This window comes from Pseudomonas sp. LTJR-52, from assembly GCF_003691465.1.
In the GTDB taxonomy this organism is placed as follows: domain Bacteria; phylum Pseudomonadota; class Gammaproteobacteria; order Pseudomonadales; family Pseudomonadaceae; genus Chryseomonas; species Chryseomonas luteola.
On the sequence record NZ_CP033105.1, the window covers coordinates 5,276,800 to 5,292,813 of the forward strand.

Sequence of the window (16,014 nt, forward strand, 5' to 3'; positions counted from 1 at the left end):
TCCACGATGAAGAACCAGAACGCGAGAGAGTTGAGCACTGGAGCGAGCCGGCTCGATGGGTTGTAGATGACGTCCAGACCAATCGGATTCGGTCAATGACACTCTGAGACTTTGATCTAAAACCTATCAACTGGTAGAGTTATATCTACATTGGACACGACTCATATTAACTATGTATGCAGAACTTTCTCCCAGAGCGGCGGATATCGTCACGCTTGCCCGGTCGTTCATAGAAGCGGGGGGTTACAACAGTTTCAGCTATGCAGATATTTCTGCCCGGGTACAGATCAGCAAGGCAAGCATTCACTACCATTTTCCTACCAAGGCCGATCTGGTTCGTGAGGTTGTGGCGCGATACCGCGCGGAGGCCCGTGACGGGTTGGCCATGCTCGAACGACAGCTTGCCGATCCAGTAGCACAACTGAACGCTTACGCCGGCTATTGGACCGAGTGCATCGAAAAGGGTACGTCTTCGTTCTGTATCTGCGCGATGCTGGCGGCTGAGCTGCCGGCCATTCCGGCCAATGTTGCGGTCGAGGTGCAAGGGCATTTCGAGGAGCTCACAGCATGGCTTGCGTCGACCTTGGAGCGTGGAGCAGCGAACAAACAGTTTCGACTGCACAGCAGCCCGTTGATCGAGGCGAAGGTGTTCATGGCCTCCGTACACGGTGCAATGTTGGCGGCAAGAGGTTTCGGTGATCCACATACGTTCGAATCTCTCGTCCGCGTATCGATCCAGCGCCTGACAGAGGGCGCTTGACGGCTCGATACCAGGTTGTGGCGTGCTGGAAACCGCCGTCGTAGCTGAATACTTGTTCGAAGGCCTGGATTCATTGGTGTCTGACTCCGATGTCAAAACATGAATGGTTCGGCCTTCGGCCGGCGAGGCCTCCTTTGACTTCGCTGCCGCGGGGACCGGATTGCAGCCTTCGCCTATGCGACCGGCCGATCCACCTCAAGGCGGGTAATGCCGGCTCTACTCGTTGATCTGCTGGTGCTGGCGAAAGATCCAGCGCCTGGTCACGATGAGACCCGGGCGGGGAGGCTGGTTTTACCGATACGTCCGAGGCGAGCAGGAACGGTACGACCTAAAGTACGGATGTACCTTCTCAACCGCTGTCGCGTTACAGGGCCTTTCAAGCGACGAAGAGCACGGGCTGGCGGCTGCAGACCGGTCGGCCCGCATGCGCGGTGATCACTGTGCCGCAGGCCGTACCGATTGCAATACCCGACCTGCCAAGACGGACCCGGAGCCAAGCCATGCAATACCCTGCTCGACCGACAGCTCGCCTCCCTGAGGGAAATCGACCAACTTAAATCTGTCGTGCGGCAATCACTGCTGCTGGATGAGAGCCGACGAGAGAACTCGGTCGAACATTCCTGGCATTTGGCGATGACGCGCTGATATTCAGCGAGTATTCAAGCGCAACGATAGATGCAGCGCGTGTCATCAAGATGCTCCTGCTGCATGACATCGTTGAGATTGATGTCGGCGATCACCCCATTCATGGCGGTACATCGAGCCAGGTACAGGCCGAGCAGGAGCACATGGCGGCAGTGCGCCTGTTCGGGCTTTTGCCACAGCCACAAGGCAACGCTTTGCTTGGCCTCTGGCAGGAGTTCGAGCTTGCACAGACAGCGGATGCAAAGTTCGCCGAGGCGCTTGACCGTCTACAGCCCTTGCTCGCAAATATAATGACCGATGGCGGGACGTGGGAGGAGAGTGGCGTCTCGCTCGACTAGGTGCTTAGCCGATATGGGCCTGTGATCGAAGCCGGAACTCCCGAGTTATGGGCCATGTGTGAGCGGTGGGTAATCCGACCCTTCCAGAACAGAGGCTAGGGTAACCCGGACGATGCGGAGCGGCGCTAGGCGGCAGGCACAGTAGTGCCTTTCACTGACCGCGATTGTCTTGACATCGACTCCATTGTGCCGGGCATTCATGCCTGCGGTTTGTTGCCGGTGCATAGCTCACCTGTGGCCCGAATCAGCCCTAACGCATGTAGCTGATCGCGGGCTAAAGGCGGTCGTGTCTGGTTTAACGAGGCGGGACAGTCTGGATGCTTCCTGAATGAACAGAATCTGGCGTACTGCTTCAGTAGACGGGTCTGAAGCTCGTCAAGCAGAGGGCGGATCTGGTTCTTCAGATCCGGTCGTTGCGTTTCCGGAGCTCTTCCCGCTGCTTGCCATGTGGCCAGTAAGCGGTATTGAACGAGTTTGCTGGCCTCGATCTGGGCTGCCAGCAATTCAGTAATTGGCCCGCGTCGTCCTTGCCGATACCGTACTGGACGGCCTGTCGCTGTGCATTGGCAATCACCTGAGACTCTCTTCCGCTGTCCTGGCTCGGTTTGGCGCTGTCCCACTTGGTGAGCGCCACGAGATCCGCGATTTCAAGGCGCTCGTTCATGGTTGCCAAGAGGTGCTTTAGCACATCGGGAGCCGGCTCTATTGCGCAGTTATCGGGCTGCGCTGCCATTGCATTGAGATCCACAAGGGCGAGAGTCAACAGTGGAGCTATTAATACGAATTTTAAGGACATGCGATTTCCTTAGCAGCATTGCTTATCTAACCGGCAGGATCGACTGTGATAAAGGGAAGGTGTGAAGCGTAGGTAGGTGTCAGAGCAACTGCCCGAAAGTCTGCCTGCCCCATCGAAAATCAATCTCGGGAAGCACAGGCATCATTCAGTAATGGTAGATCCGAATATTCCAATCAACCGACCTGGGTTTAGAGTAAGGGATAACACTCCAAACCCGGACGGCTCTGTACGACAACCCATGGCCTAACGCTTGAGACGGGGTTGATGCATCACGAACCGTTCGCTGTAGGAAAGTGCTCCGCGTTTCCGGATTCATGCGCAGCCGCTATCTGCCTGTGCCGCTTGACTACCTCACTGATGACGAATTGCATCAGTTTCTCGATGAAAATCGGATCGAGACCGGCGCCCTCAGCAAGTTTCTTCAGGCGATCATACTGATGTTGTTCCCTAGCCTCATCGACCGCAGGCAGGTGGTGTTCCGCCTTCAGAAAGCCAACCTGATCCGTACACCGGAAGCGTTCGGCGAACATATGGATAAGCGCGGCGTCGATGTTATCGATCGTCAGTCGGAACGATGAAAGGTGAGTCATGATATCTGGCGTTTCCATAGGGTCTCTTCTTAACCATCGATTTTTATTGAGTTTCAATAGCTATCCGGAGGGGCGCTGCGCTTTACTTACCGCAAGAAAAGGTAGAGCTATGAAACGGGTGTTTTCGCTCGCTAGGCCGATTAAGTAAACGATCACCACGACTCTATTGAATGTTCGATTACGTGGTAAACCCACCTGCGCAGTTCAGTGGCCTTTCCAAAAAAAGCTAGAAAATAACCTACTAGAAGGTAGTCTTTCTTGCAATGCCTGATGTTTATCCGGCAGATGATAAAACTCGCGCTTATATCTGTACTGACCGCCGGCGGAACGGTTGTCCGTTGCGGTCTCCCGGTAGGTATGCCTCTACTAGTTCCGTCGCCGGCAGCTAGGCCCTGAAAGGGCGAAAGCCCTGTCCAGTCAACCTCCGGGTCACGCCTGCTCTGCATGCTGATGGGATTGCCTTGCCATTTATCGGTTCGGCCATCTAGCCGCTGGGAAAAGCGTCGCTTGTCATACGTCCATCTGAAATCTCCGAAGATTTTAGATCTGTTGGCTAAACCGCGCTCACTTAATGCACTTGACTATTAAACCTACTAGAAGGTAGATTCAGGCTGTAGTCAATCTGGTTCGAATATATTCCACCGCGCCTGAATTACAGCTGTCCGCCTTTTATTTGTTTTTGACGCTATTGCTATTAACGGGTAGGCGACTAAAAGAGGAAGATATATCTATGAAGTCAGTCAGACGACTCGGCATTGGCCTATCGGTTATTGCCGTCTGCCTTGGAGCGGTATTCGCTGCCCAAGCGCACGACATTCCGTCCGTTAACAACAATGAAATAAAGAACATCGTACTGGTCCACGGGCTTTATGCGGATGCGTCCAGCTGGTCGAAGGTTATTCCGTTATTACAAGCCAAGGGCTTCAAAGTTACCGCAGTGCAAAACCCGACGACGTCGCTGGATGCCGATGTGGACGCAGTCGAACGAACCCTTGCCCTACAGGACGGACCTACGCTTTTGGTCGGGCATTCCTATGCCGGAATGGTAATAAGCCAGGCAGGCGACGATCCCAGGGTGAAGGGGCTGGTATATATCGCTGCCCGTGCGCCCGATGCTGGCGAAGACTACCAGGCCTTGACCCAACGCTTCGCGCCTGCCCCGGCCGCTAAAGGTCTTCGGTGGTCAGCCGACGGATATGGCATGCTTTCTGAGCGATCCTTCGTACAGGACTTTGCGGGTGACCTACCCCAGCAGGAAGCCAAGGTCCTGTTTGCAGTCCAACAGCCTTTCGGCAAAGCAATCACGACGGCAAAAACGACGGTCGCCGCCTGGCATGACAAGCCGACCTGGTATGCGGTATCGACCGAAGACCGAACCATTAATCCCCAGCTTCAACGCTTCATGGCACAACGGATGAACGCTCACATGATAGACGTTCGTGCCAGTCATGTTTCGCTTCTCTCTCAACCCCGGACGATTGCTGATCTGATCATCGAGGCCTCTCACACGGCTGATGCCAGATAACCTCGAATCGAACACATCGAACGATACGAAAGAATTTCTATCGATGCGCTACTTCCCATCGATAGCCCCACGCTCAAGCAGAGAAAAGAACATGAATTCTACGGACTTAGCGGACCTTGAAAGCAGGCTGCGTGTTGTCGAAGACAAGCTGGCAATTTATCAGCTCATAGCATCCCATCCACCTAGCGCAGATACCGGACATGCCGCCTACACATTATCCGCTTACCGGGAGAACGGGGTGTTCGATAGAGGTCCGGTGTTGGACGGAGCGCAAGGTGCGACAGCCATCGCGGCGTTCATTCAAAGGCCTGAGCATTATGAAGCCATCGGGCAAGGGCTCGCTCATTTTGCCGGCTTGCCCCTGATCGATCTGCAAGGCGATACGGCGGTAGTGACTTCCTATCTGATGATTGTCCATTTGGATCACGAAGGGCAACCCAGGGAACTGCCAAACCACGGCGTATCTACCGGCTATAGAATTCACCGCGCGGTAGTCAATCGCTGGGAGCTTGAAAGATCCGCTGCGGGTTGGGCGATTGCCAAGCGCACCCTGATACCGGTGGATGGATCGGATCTGCATCAGGCGTTGCTGCAGACAGGACTGAATGACCTGTATTTTCCAAGAACCAAAGCGCAGCCCTGACGCGATGAGGTTGTCAGGCGCTACTTTTTCCACGAGTGCTTTTTGTAGGTCTGCGGCGGAAGCCGTTGAATACCATCACTCGCTGATCGTGCAAACGCAGGGAAAAAGGGGAACAGATTTATTTAGTTCCTTGCGAAATCGGCGTTGCTGGTAGTGGAGTGCGGCGATCCCATCGTCGATTCGTTATTCGGTCTACAGAAGTGGCTCGGCTATCAAATACCGGCACAGGTGCCCTTTACAAAAATATACAGAAGAGTTGGATAACGTAGCTATTGCACTTATCGCATGAACTCTAAGGCTAATTTTCATCGAGATGGAGATAAATATTTGTGAATAATATGATTGGAATAAGGCTCGCCAGTGGCGCAGATCTAGATCCTGACCGTTTAGATCAACTGACGCGCCTTATAAATGAAGTCTACGCTGATGCCGAGGCGGGTATGTGGATACCGTCTGCGCTCAGGACAAATCACGAGGAGTTAAGCTCTCTCATAGGAAAAGGAAATCTTATGCTGGCTGAAATTGAAGGAGTTTTAGCTGGAGTGGTTAAGATTACTCTTCTCAAAAAAAACGTTGCCGAGTTTGGGATGCTTGCTGCCGACTTGTATCAGAGGGGTAGAGGTATTGGATCGGCGCTGGTTGAACACGCTGAAAAGTGGGCTCTCCAGAATGGATGCACTACAATGCAACTAGAATTGCTGACCCCTCGAACTTGGGAAAATCAAAGAAAGGAATTTCTGAAGAAATGGTATTACCGGATTGGGTACAGGCCGATTGAAACGCAGCCTTTTGAGCGAATGTATTCTGATTTGGCGGGGCTGCTGAAAACGGAATGTGATTTCACTATTTGGCATAAGCCTTTATGTAGAGCTCACCAGAATGGTATCTGTTAGGCTATGTAAATTTTGCTGAATCGATCCATCTAAATCTAATGGATTTTAGATATTCGTTGAGTGCTCGGCAGGTATTATTCAGCCAATTTTTTAGAGTCTGGTTACAGTGGACTATGCGCTATTGAGCACCCAACGAGACGGCCTGGTACCTTTCGGGAAGTATCGCCGTAGGAGACTACTCGTGTCCTCGGTCGGGCCGCGCGGCCATGAATTTCGATGACCGGCAAAGAAGATTCTTACGCCAAATTCTATGGTAAAAAAGGTTCTTCACGAAATCTTGGGAAAGGCAGAAACAAGAACGCTGGTTTGATGGGTGAAGTTCGTACCTACAACCCCAGTACCAACCGGCGTTCTCGTGCACGATATTAATAGGTTTCTGCCCTATTCAGGCGAGTTGGATGCATCGCATGTGGTAAGCGAATGAAATCGGCCAGCTGGCGCTCAGCCTCTCGCTTGAACTCGGCGCTGTAGCGCTGATAGGTACGTTTATTTGTCATGGGATACCTTCCTCTCTAACGGTATAGTCACATTCGAGGTGTCCGTAAAATCAGGGTCAGTTCAATGGCCGATGGCGATATGGTGCAGACTCGCAGAAAGCAGAGAGTCAGGCATCAAACATAGATCTCTCAGGTAACGGATCAGCAGGTGGCTCTAAATATCCATAAACTTGTCCCTCGAAAAAGCAAGAGCAGTAAGCAACGCAGCAAGCTCATCAGTCTTGCGCGAGATACCCCGTACTTCAAGTGCAGGGAGGGATAGCGCGGCGCGCAAAGCGTGCCCTTTTACCGTTTCCTGCTGATGACCAATTTCTATCTCACACTAAGTTTTGTATGTTGTAAGGCATGACTAAATGCGCCTACAAATACCAGTTCTACCCAACGCTTTAACAAGCAGAGTTGCTTGCAAAGACGTTTGGCTGTGTGCGTTTGGTCTATAATACCATGCTTCGCTGGCGCACCGATGCGTCTTCAGCGCATGATCAACAGTCCAGCTGCGCAGCGTGCAAAGACAGCCCTGCTTGAGCGGCTTGAAAGTGATCCGGAGGAAGCATGGGAGCAGGTCATGGCCGAGCTTGAGGAAACCGATAACGTAACCCTGGCCTTTCGCGATAATGGCAATGTTCAGATCTTCTGGACCGTTCCGCAGGAAGGTTGACCGTACCTTCTCTCACTCTCCAGTCAAAGCTACTCTCTTAACTACGCACCGTCCAGAGCTGATCCAGCCGTGTGGTGTAGCTCTGGCTCATCATTTCGCGCCGCATGGCCCAGCCGGGTTGAGCCGTGATACGCGCAGGGCGGAGCATACCTTTGCTGAACTTGCGGTTAATACTGTCCATAGTGCTCATGAGCCGATCGGCACCTGCTGACTGCTCGGGCTGAACAGGTCCATGGAGTACTCGCCACGCTGCTTGAGGTCCATCATGAGGATCTCGGACTTGGCGTATCCATAGCCTTCGCGGTAGATGTGTTTCAGTCCGTGCAGGGCGTACTGAACCAGTACACGTGTGTCATCGGTGGGGTAGGGCAGGTTCAGGATGACCCCATTGGAGTAGCGCTCCTCTGGCGGGCCGTGCATACCCATCGGGATGCCCACACGCATGACCTGGCAGAGCGACTGCTGCGCCCTGAGCTTTTCTGCCGCCCGAGCCGTGTAGCTGGCCACCGACTTGGCCAGCGCGGAAAATGTGTACTGGCGCTGGCCAAACATTCTGGATGTGCAGATCATCTGCTTGGGTGGTGCCACTTCCTCTAGGTCTATGCAGGAGATGCCGCGCAGCTCGCGTACTGTCTTTTCCAACACGACACTAAACATCTTGCGGATTGACCAGGCGTCGTGCTGGGCGAGGTCCCATGCCTTCTCAATGCCCAGCAGCTTGAGCTTTTCCTCAAGCCGTCGCCCAACGCCCCAGACGTCACCGACATCGATGTGCTGCAGCGCCCGGTTATGCCGGTCAGGTTCTCTCAGATCCAGTACCCCACCGGTGGACTTGTACCAGCGTTTGGCGGCGTGGTTGGCCAGCTTGGCCAAGGTCTTCGTGTTGGCAATGCCCACACCTACCGGGATACCGGGGCATTTGAAGACATGCTCCTTGATCACGCGACCCATCGTTTCCGGCGAGCCTGGAATACCGGTGAGGTCTGCCCAGGCCTTGTCAATACTGTAGACCTCCAAGCGGGGCACCATCGACTCTATACAGGCCATGACTCTCGCTGACAGATCTATCTGAATGACGCTGATTGTTAGTCATACTTAAACTACTGATTTTAAAGCGGGTATTCCTACTAACGTTTTCACGGCCTCAGCTCCGTCCACGCTAGAAACCCTGCTGAACCCTACCGCCAGAGGCAGCTATCGACCAAAGCGGCCCTTGGCAAATGCCAGCCTTGATTAGAAAGCGAAATACAAAAATCTTCAGATTGCCAAACCCTGAACGGTTAACCTGATAGGAATAGGCAATACTCCAAGTCGATCCGGCATAGGCTCTTCTTACTCCTGACCTTAGCATTGCCTCGTTGCGAATCTCAGGAGTACTTCACATGAATGCAGAGAAAACCCTCTTCATCACTGGCGTCAGCAGCGGATTTGGCTTGGCGCTGGCCAAAGAGGCGCTTGCCCAGGGGTATCAGGTAATCGGGACCGTCCGCAGCGAATCCGCACTGGCGGCCTTTGCGGCGCTCTCGCCAGAGCGAGCCCATGGTGTGATTCTGGACGTTACCCAATTCGATGCTATCGACGCTGTGATCGCTGAGGTCGAGCATCGGCACGGCCCGGTGGATGTGCTGGTCAATAACGCAGGTTATGGCCACGAGGGGATATTCGAAGAGTCATCGTTGGCTGAGATGCGCCGCCAGTTCGACGTAAATGTGTTCGGAGCCGTAGCGGTGACCAAGGCGTTCTTGCCGTATTTCCGCCAACGGCGGAAGGGGCATATCCTCAATATCACGTCCATGGGCGGATATATCACCATGCCCGGTATTGCTTACTACTGCGGGAGCAAATTTGCTCTGGAAGGTATATCCGACACCCTGAACAAGGAGCTTGCCCCCTTTGGCATCCTTGTCACGGCCGTGGCGCCGGGGTCATTTCGCACGGACTGGGCAGGCCGTTCGATGCAGCGTACTCCACGCAGTATCAGTGACTACGATGCGAGCTTCGACCCGGTGCGCAAGGCGCGTGAGGAAAAAAGCGGCCAACAGCTGGGCGACCCGCAAAAGGCCGCATGCGCCATCTTGAAGGCTATCGCCAGCCCCAACCCGCCAGCTCACCTCCTGCTGGGCAGCGACGCCCTGACCTTGGTACGTGACAAGCTGCGACAAATGCTTGAGAGTATTGAGCAATGGGAGGCGCTTAGCTGCTCGACCGATGGCTGGGGATGATAATGCGGGGAGAAGTGCAGACAATCGTTGGATCCAAGGACCCGTGCACGGTGCGCATGGTACAGCTGATGGGCCGACTGGCTCCGTTGGAGGGCTATAACCTGAGCCCGTTGGATGATGTGCGTTTTCTGCGCTCCAACCGACGGCTGACACGCACACCGGTGTTGTATGAGCCGGGTATTGTCATCCTCTGTCAGGGCCAGAAGCGCGGCTATCTGGGTGACCAAATTTTTGTCTACGATTCTCAGCATTATCTAGTGGTGTCGGTGCCAGTGCCCTTCGCCATGGAGACCGACGCCAGCGAGGCAGAACCAATGCTGGCAGTATACCTGCGCCTGGACTTCACTCTGGCCGGCGAGTTGATCCAGCAGGTGGATGAGGTACGAGGGTTCGGCGCAGCCCAGCCTATGGGAATGTATGCCTCGCCTATGGATGAACCGCTGCGCCGGTCTACCTTGCGTTTTCTGGAAATCATGGAAGAGCGTACCGATGCGCAGATCCTTGGTCCAGCGATGCTGCGCGAGCTTTACTACCGCATCCTCACGGGTGAACAAGGTGGTAGCCTGCGCGTGGCCATCGCCCAACAGGGCCAGTTTGGCAAAGTGACACGTGCCATTCACAAGATCCATCACTCCTATCACGAGCATCTGGATGTAGAAGCACTCGCCCAGGAAGCGCAGATGAGCGTGCCCAATTTTCATCTGCATTTTCGCAAGGTTACCGACACCTCACCCATGCAATACCTCAAGTCGACACGCTTGCACCAAGCGCGATTACTGATGTTGCGTAACGATCTAACGGCAGCGAAAACGGCTTTTCTAGTGGGCTATGAAAGTGCCTCGCAATTCAGCCGCGACTTCAAGCGCCTGTTCGGTCGCACACCTTTGGCGGAGGTGGCATGGATGAAGCGAACCTATGCGTTGCCGGCGCCGATAAAACCATCCTCCTTCGTATCGTCACACTAGTCATTTGTCAGCCTGTCGTCAGCGTCTGCTATGGGTCGATTCTGTTGAAAAAGTCGGCTTCTGAGAGAGCTACTTATCGGCAGCTCAAAAAACGCTCGATTTCGGCGTTGCTATGTAAAAACCAAGGCAGCTCTGTCTTCTAAGCGCACCCTCGACCGCTTGCGACTGCGTGGTCTGACAGGAGCGACTGACGAGTTCACCTTGGCTGCGACTGTGCAGAACCTGCGACGCATGGCCGAGCTTTTGCCTCAAGGGCCACCGATCACGGGATAGGTACGCCTGCTGCAAGCAGAAACCCTCCAGTTAACCCTCAAAACTGAGCAAGGGAGCTCAGTGAAACGCCGAAAGGCAACTTGAAGTGGCTTGCTAGGCACTTCGACAGCAGGAACACCTGACCGGCTGGCTGCCGCTGAACCTACATTTTCAACAGAATCGGCCAACAGCTGCCATTGGGTAAGCCGATACAAGTGTTTGATCTTGTCCTAATGGAGTGGCCAGTATAATTAATCTACGACCTACTAAATTTGTAGTTTTGAAGCGCCGCGTACTTTCTTTTGCTGCAGGATCGTCGACGCTTCGTTATAAGCAGCCTGGAAGGTATCGCTGCCAATCCAGTTCACAGCAGCCTCTTCGTCATCATTATGAAACATGCCGCGATAGACGATGAGCAGGCCCATCATGAAGTCGATGGCAGGCTCTTCTCCTTCCTCAGCGATTACCAGTTCCAGCACTGGGTACTGCAAAAACACCAAGCACATGGCGAGCAGGCTTATGCCTTCGGCAGCATTCATCGCCTGAAACAAATCGTCGAAGTCCGCTGGGTCGAAACCGTTCTCTTCAATGTCCTTGAAGTTGAAGGTGCTCAGGTCGATCTCGACGTCGTCGAATGGCTCGTTGACCAGCGGATTGGCTAGTAGTGGGGACCCAATCTTCGCTTTGGTTTTGCTAGACCGATTCTGCTTGGCTTTGTCCTTGGCTCGTTGAGTACGTTTACGTTGTTTGTCGGGTGAGGCCATGGGGCGATGTCCTGTTCGATGTGGCGTATTTATCAGTTATGCCGAAAAACCCCGTACTTCTAGTGCGGAGATGAATAGCGCGGAAGGCGTAGCCTTCCTATAAGGGTCTCGTCTGCTGCTCAATGTATGCCTTTACTACCGAGAGCGGCGCACCTCCAACACTGCCTGCAAAATAGCTAGGACTCCACAAGGCATTGTGCTGATAGGCAGTGGCCGCCAGCTCAGGGTGCAACTGCTTCATGCGCCTACTGGAAGCCCCCTTCAAGCTATTAACCAGCCTGGAAAGCGCGACCTTAGGTGGGTACGTTACTAGCAAGTGAACATGGTCAGCCTCTCCATTGAATTCTACAAGGTCTGCTTCAAAGTCGTGACACACCTTGCAAAGTAACCTTTCTAGTGTCCTCAGGTGTGCATCTGAAAAAACACGCCCTCTATGCTTAGTTACAAAGACCAAGTGTGCATGAATCTCGAAGACGCAGTGTCTACCAGCTCTAATGTCTGTATTTTTGCTCATAGACCAAATATATTTCTTTTCATGAAACAGACCAGGAACCTCAAGGTTCGAGTTCGAGACAAGCACGTTCCGTTGCTTCGGCAGATGGCGCGTAGCGTTAATTTTGTCTGGAACTACCTAAACGAGCTTAGCGCTCGCTCTATCCGTGAGCGCGGGGGATTCTTATCGGCCTATGACTTTCACCCCTACACAAAAGGGGCTGCAAAAGAACTAGGGCTACATAGCCAGACCTTGCAGTGCATTGCCGCTGAATACGTCACGCGCCGCAAACAGTTTAAAAAGGTCCGTCTCAACTGGCGCAAGTCGGCTGGCGTCCGGCGCTCGCTTGGCTGGATTCCTATAAATACCGGCGCTGCAAGCTGGAACAATGGGCAGGTCTACCATAACGGCCACTACTTCAAGGTATGGGATAGCTACGGCTTGGCAGGGCATAAATTCCGCTCAGGCAGCTTTAGTGAAGACGCACGCGGACGCTGGTACTTCAATGTCGTCGTTGATGCCAGAGTTCAATCCAGCCTTGGGCAAGGCGCGGTAGGCATCGACCTAGGCCTGAAGGACGTGGCGACCTGTAGTGATGGCGAAACGCTTGAAAATGGCAGGTTCTATCGTGATCTAGAGCCAAAGCTTGCCATAGCCCAGCGCAGCCGAAACAAGGCCAGAACACGCGCTATTCACGCCAAGATAATCAACCGCCGAAAGGATGCACTGCATCAGTTTAGCCGCCAGCTGGTGAACTGCTACGGCACAATCATCGTGGGCGGCGTAAGCTCTTCGAAGCTCGCCAAAACCAGGATGGCTAAGTCCGTGCTGGATGCTGGCTGGTCCATCCTGAAAACAATGCTGGAATACAAGTGCGATCACGCAGGCATTGTTTTCAAGGAAGTGCGAGAAGCGTACATCACCCGCGCCTGTTCGGCTTGCGGCGCCCTGACGGGGCCAGGAGGCGTCAATGGGCTGCGTATAAGAGAATGGACCTGCTGTGAGTGCGGTGTCGCTCACGACCGCGATATCAACGCGGCCAGAAACATTCTCGCGCTCGAGCATGAGCGTCCATCTGTGGGAATCCCCGTCCTTTAGGACGGGAAGGATGTCAAGTTAGCCCAGTAGGCATATGATCTTTTCTCAAACCCAGTCCTCGTAAACAAGGCTAGGGACACGGCTAAACTCACGCACATTATTGGTCACAAGTACACAGCCAATAGCCACGGCATGCCCTGCAATAGCGGTATCGTTAGGGCCAATTGGCATGCCGGCCTTGGTTAGCACGCGCATGAGTTCGACAGTCGCATCGACTGCCCTCTGATCCCAAGGCAGTACGGCATCCAGGCGCTTTACAAACTCATCAACCAGCGTCTTGTGCTTGGTCGATGCCTTTTTGCCGATCTGCCCATAACGCATTTCGGCGTAGGTAATGGCCGAGATCACAAACCGGTTGCCCTGCTCCACTTCGGTGGCCAGACGCTGGATCACCGAGGCCGGATGTTCTCGCATAATGAAAGAGCAGATGCAGGTATCAAGCATATAGGTGATCACAGATTGAATCTGCCTTCATCGCCGACTACTGGTTGCCGCTCTTGCAGGAAGTCAGCATCAGCCTTGGGGAGCTCAGCAAAAGATGCCCAGGATGGCCGAGCAGGACGCAGGGTTATCACATCACCTTCCCGCGTAATCTCAAGCTCCCCGACGCCTTCATAGGCCATGTCATTGGGCAAGCGAACGGCCTGATTCTTACCATTTTTGAAAATAGAGACGGTACGCATGTTTTGCTGCTCCTGCATATGTTTGACATATGCAAATGTAATGCTAAATTTTGGCATATGCAAGGCATATGGCATAGCTAAGAAGCAAGCTTGAAAGCCCTGCGTATCGTCTCTTGAGAGACGCTCAGATAGGGTAGCGCAACATGGTTCGTACAGAGCCGAACCGGCTAGTCAGCGGAAAACCACGTACAGAGTGACCATAAATCGCCTAGCTCCTGGCGCTCAGGAGCTTGCTCGTGAAACGGTTTGATCTCTACGCTATAGGTATAATTCTGTAAATATATACAGTATTAAGCTGTGCGTATGCCAAAGAAACCTGCTTCCGCTCCAACCGCCCTAAGCCCTATGACCTGCTTTCAATGCGCCTTTAGTGGGTGATTAGCGGTCCAGCGGCTTCTAGTGATGCTCAGGTCGGCGCCTGTGCCCTATCATGTTTTTCACCTCCCAGCCGTGCCATTGCAAATACGCATAAAGATGGCATAGGCTGCCTCCTTATGAATTGATGCTACTGACGCCGGATAAACGATGACCGAATTACAAGGATGTGAAAAATTTTCCGGTTTGGAGTGCGTTCCTGTTGGCCCTTCCGACGCAGAAATGATCTGTTCACATCGCCAGGAAATGTTTCTTGAGGCGGGTGGGAATCTTGAAGAACTAAGGGTCATGACTCAGCACTTTCGGTCATGGCTGGAGGAGCGGCTCGGTGATGGTCGGTATTACGGATTCAAACTCTTAGATGGCGACCAACCGGTCGCAGCCATTGGCCTAATGAGCATTGATTGGCCTCCCCATCCATCGCACCCAACTCTGGATAAGCGTGGGTACGTGTTGAATGTGTTCGTCCAGCCGGCCTACCGCCGCCGAGGTTTAGCTACGGCTTTGATGCAAGCTGCTGACGCCGAGTTCGCTCGCCGAGGAATCACCTTCGCTATCCTGCACGCCACTAAGACGGGCAAACCAGTCTATGAGCAAATCGGTTGGACTGGAACGTCGGAAATGGCCAAATCCATTACTTGACAATGACCGCTTTCGACCGATTCTGTTGAAAAATTCGGCCATGGCTTTTATGGCAGTAAAGTACACGCTAGAGATTGAAATCCTCACTTTAAGCAAAGGATTCCGAACTCAGATTTCGCGTAGCGGCGCGCAAAAAGCAACATTGCTAGCAGTCAGTATGCAGGCAGTCAGGAAAAACTGACTTTTTCAAAAAATTGGACGTTAGCTACTCGCTGCAAGCCGCGCATCGAAGCGTCTCTTCCATTGCTGATCACGGGAGTGCTCGACCAGGTGATCAATGAAGGCCCTTGTCTTGGCCGGTAATAGCTTCTGGCTGGCAAAGTAGAGCAAGATGGGGCCGGCATCGACATACCAGTGCGGTAAGACACGTTGCAGCGCACCGCTTTGCAGATGCGCCAGTACATCCGGTACGGCCAGTAGCGCCACGCCTAGCCCGAGCAAGGCGCTTTGGCATAGTGCCTGCGGATCGTTTACTAGCATTCGCGGGCGTAGTTCCAGCGGCAGTCGCTCACCCTGAGTGCTCTGCAATATCCAACTGCGCACCTTACCCATGCCCAGGTGATCAAGCTCGGTTAGCTGTTCTGGCCGACATAGCGCTGGCCGCCCGGCCAGATAATCCGATGACGCCACGAGCACCAGATGCGCTGGGGCCAATTCGCGCGCTACCACACCGGTCGACAGCTCGATACCGCCGCCAATAGCGGCATCGAAACCGTCTGCGATCAGGTCCACCTGGCGATTATCGAAATGCCATTCCGGCGTTACTGCCGGGTAGCAGGCCAGAAAACCAGGCATCAGAGGTAGCAAAAAATCACGGCCGAAGGTAGGTGCCACCGACAGGCGTAGCAGACCGGCCGGAGCACCGGCGCTACTGGTGAGATCGGCAATTGCTTCCTGGATGCTTTCCAGCCCACCGCCAACATTGACGAGGAAGCGCTCGCCGGCTTCGGTCAGGGTCAGACGTCGGGTACTTCGCTGGAACAGGCGTACGCCGAGATTGCTTTCCAGCTGAGCAACGTTGCGACTGATGGCCGCTGGTGTCAGACCCAGACGACGTGCCGCCGCCGAGAAGGTACCACACTCGGCGCTGCGTACGAAGGACTCCAAATTGGCCAAGGTTTCCATAGAATCATCTTCAATTATGAGTTGAAGATAATTCTAGTCATTACCCGCTA

The 16,014-nt window shown here is 53.7% G+C and carries 21 protein-coding genes and 1 pseudogene; 12 read left to right on the forward strand and 10 right to left on the reverse strand.

The genetic code is table 11. From position 1 onward, the window contains the following. Positions 1 to 172: 172 nt before the first annotated feature. The 3 genes from EAW52_RS24370 to EAW52_RS24375 all read left to right on the forward strand — a co-directional run bounded on the left by EAW52_RS24370 (position 173) and on the right by EAW52_RS24375 (position 1,743). Complete coding sequence (locus tag EAW52_RS24370) at positions 173 to 760, forward strand: TetR/AcrR family transcriptional regulator (RefSeq protein WP_122044435.1); 588 nt, start codon at positions 173 to 175, stop codon at positions 758 to 760. A gap of 564 nt (positions 761 to 1,324) precedes the next feature. Continuing rightward, a complete protein-coding gene (locus EAW52_RS27030) occupies positions 1,325 to 1,405 on the forward strand; it encodes a hypothetical protein (RefSeq protein WP_372238937.1) in 81 nt (26 codons plus the stop codon). A gap of 50 nt (positions 1,406 to 1,455) precedes the next feature. Next, a complete protein-coding gene (locus tag EAW52_RS24375) occupies positions 1,456 to 1,743 on the forward strand; it encodes an HD domain-containing protein (RefSeq protein ID WP_256680677.1) in 288 nt (95 codons plus the stop codon). A 197-nt stretch (positions 1,744 to 1,940) separates the two neighbouring features. Here the strand turns inward: EAW52_RS24375 and EAW52_RS24380 are convergent. Together EAW52_RS24380 and EAW52_RS27035 are read right to left on the reverse strand one after the other, a co-directional pair. Next, a pseudogene (locus EAW52_RS24380) lies at positions 1,941 to 2,476 on the reverse strand (chorismate mutase). A gap of 332 nt (positions 2,477 to 2,808) precedes the next feature. Continuing rightward, on the reverse strand, positions 2,809 to 3,147 hold the full coding sequence (locus EAW52_RS27035) for a chorismate mutase (protein ID WP_122044436.1): 339 nt from the start codon (positions 3,145 to 3,147) through the stop codon (positions 2,809 to 2,811). An 820-nt stretch (positions 3,148 to 3,967) separates the two neighbouring features. Between EAW52_RS27035 and EAW52_RS24390 the strand changes: the two genes are divergently transcribed. From EAW52_RS24390 to EAW52_RS24400, 3 genes are all read left to right on the forward strand, one after another. Then, positions 3,968 to 4,654, forward strand: a complete 687-nt coding sequence (locus EAW52_RS24390) for an alpha/beta fold hydrolase (protein WP_256680862.1) — start codon at positions 3,968 to 3,970, stop codon at positions 4,652 to 4,654. Between the two features lie 91 nt (positions 4,655 to 4,745). Then, complete coding sequence (locus EAW52_RS24395) at positions 4,746 to 5,297, forward strand: nuclear transport factor 2 family protein (RefSeq protein WP_122044438.1); 552 nt, start codon at positions 4,746 to 4,748, stop codon at positions 5,295 to 5,297. A 338-nt stretch (positions 5,298 to 5,635) separates the two neighbouring features. Further along, positions 5,636 to 6,190 carry a GNAT family N-acetyltransferase gene (locus EAW52_RS24400; protein ID WP_122044439.1) on the forward strand — a complete coding sequence of 185 codons (555 nt, stop codon included), beginning with the start codon at positions 5,636 to 5,638 and terminating at the stop codon, positions 6,188 to 6,190. A 365-nt stretch (positions 6,191 to 6,555) separates the two neighbouring features. Here EAW52_RS24400 and EAW52_RS26575 read toward each other — a convergent pair whose 3' ends face one another. Beyond that, complete coding sequence (locus tag EAW52_RS26575) at positions 6,556 to 6,687, reverse strand: hypothetical protein (protein ID WP_256680679.1); 132 nt, start codon at positions 6,685 to 6,687, stop codon at positions 6,556 to 6,558. A 423-nt stretch (positions 6,688 to 7,110) separates the two neighbouring features. Here EAW52_RS26575 and EAW52_RS26580 point away from each other — a divergent pair, with 423 nt between their 5' ends. Both EAW52_RS26580 and EAW52_RS24410 read left to right on the forward strand, forming a co-directional pair. Continuing rightward, positions 7,111 to 7,212, forward strand: coding sequence for a hypothetical protein (locus EAW52_RS26580; RefSeq protein ID WP_256680680.1), 102 nt, complete (start codon positions 7,111 to 7,113; stop codon positions 7,210 to 7,212). Further along, positions 7,166 to 7,345, forward strand: coding sequence for a DUF1654 domain-containing protein (locus EAW52_RS24410; RefSeq protein ID WP_256680681.1), 180 nt, complete (start codon positions 7,166 to 7,168; stop codon positions 7,343 to 7,345). The genes EAW52_RS26580 and EAW52_RS24410 overlap by 47 nt, the downstream gene beginning before the upstream one ends. A gap of 37 nt (positions 7,346 to 7,382) precedes the next feature. Here the strand turns inward: EAW52_RS24410 and EAW52_RS26585 are convergent, their stop codons facing one another. Continuing rightward, positions 7,383 to 7,535: a DUF4113 domain-containing protein gene (locus EAW52_RS26585; protein ID WP_256680682.1), complete on the reverse strand. Its 153-nt coding sequence runs from the start codon at positions 7,533 to 7,535 to the stop codon at positions 7,383 to 7,385. Then, positions 7,532 to 8,392: a DNA-directed DNA polymerase gene (locus EAW52_RS26590; protein ID WP_256680684.1), complete on the reverse strand. Its 861-nt coding sequence runs from the start codon at positions 8,390 to 8,392 to the stop codon at positions 7,532 to 7,534. Before EAW52_RS26590 ends, EAW52_RS26585 begins: the two co-directional genes overlap by 4 nt. Positions 8,393 to 8,727: 335 nt before the next feature. On the opposite strand from EAW52_RS26590, the gene EAW52_RS24425 reads away from it, so the two are divergent. Together EAW52_RS24425 and EAW52_RS24430 are read left to right on the forward strand one after the other, a co-directional pair. Further along, the gene (locus EAW52_RS24425; RefSeq protein ID WP_122044441.1) at positions 8,728 to 9,567 is read left to right on the forward strand and encodes an oxidoreductase; all 840 of its coding nucleotides are present in this window, start codon (positions 8,728 to 8,730) and stop codon (positions 9,565 to 9,567) included. A gap of 56 nt (positions 9,568 to 9,623) precedes the next feature. Next, positions 9,624 to 10,532, forward strand: coding sequence for an AraC family transcriptional regulator (locus EAW52_RS24430; protein ID WP_122044442.1), 909 nt, complete (start codon positions 9,624 to 9,626; stop codon positions 10,530 to 10,532). A 518-nt stretch (positions 10,533 to 11,050) separates the two neighbouring features. Here EAW52_RS24430 and EAW52_RS24435 read toward each other — a convergent pair. Next, on the reverse strand, positions 11,051 to 11,548 hold the full coding sequence (locus EAW52_RS24435) for a hypothetical protein (protein ID WP_122044443.1): 498 nt from the start codon (positions 11,546 to 11,548) through the stop codon (positions 11,051 to 11,053). Positions 11,549 to 11,645: 97 nt separating this feature from the next. After that, positions 11,646 to 12,062: an IS200/IS605 family transposase gene (tnpA, locus tag EAW52_RS24440; protein WP_122044444.1), complete on the reverse strand. Its 417-nt coding sequence runs from the start codon at positions 12,060 to 12,062 to the stop codon at positions 11,646 to 11,648. Between the two features lie 21 nt (positions 12,063 to 12,083). Between tnpA and EAW52_RS24445 the strand changes: the two genes are divergently transcribed. Then, positions 12,084 to 13,139 carry an RNA-guided endonuclease TnpB family protein gene (locus EAW52_RS24445; RefSeq protein WP_122044445.1) on the forward strand — a complete coding sequence of 352 codons (1,056 nt, stop codon included), beginning with the start codon at positions 12,084 to 12,086 and terminating at the stop codon, positions 13,137 to 13,139. A gap of 45 nt (positions 13,140 to 13,184) precedes the next feature. Here the strand turns inward: EAW52_RS24445 and EAW52_RS24450 are convergent, their stop codons facing one another. Further along, entirely contained in the window at positions 13,185 to 13,595 is a 411-nt protein-coding gene (locus tag EAW52_RS24450) for a type II toxin-antitoxin system VapC family toxin (protein WP_122044446.1), read from the reverse strand. Next, entirely contained in the window at positions 13,592 to 13,822 is a 231-nt protein-coding gene (gene vapB, locus EAW52_RS24455) for a type II toxin-antitoxin system VapB family antitoxin (RefSeq protein ID WP_074830119.1), read from the reverse strand. Before vapB ends, EAW52_RS24450 begins: the two co-directional genes overlap by 4 nt. Positions 13,823 to 14,347: 525 nt before the next feature. Here vapB and EAW52_RS24460 point away from each other — a divergent pair. Further along, the gene (locus tag EAW52_RS24460) at positions 14,348 to 14,839 is read left to right on the forward strand and encodes a GNAT family N-acetyltransferase (RefSeq protein WP_122044447.1); all 492 of its coding nucleotides are present in this window, start codon (positions 14,348 to 14,350) and stop codon (positions 14,837 to 14,839) included. 201 nt (positions 14,840 to 15,040) lie between these two features. Here the strand turns inward: EAW52_RS24460 and EAW52_RS24465 are convergent, their stop codons facing one another. After that, positions 15,041 to 15,964 (reverse strand): LysR family transcriptional regulator, encoded by a 924-nt coding sequence (locus tag EAW52_RS24465; RefSeq protein ID WP_122044448.1) that lies wholly within the window; start codon positions 15,962 to 15,964, stop codon positions 15,041 to 15,043. Between the last annotated feature and the right edge of the window lie 50 nt (positions 15,965 to 16,014).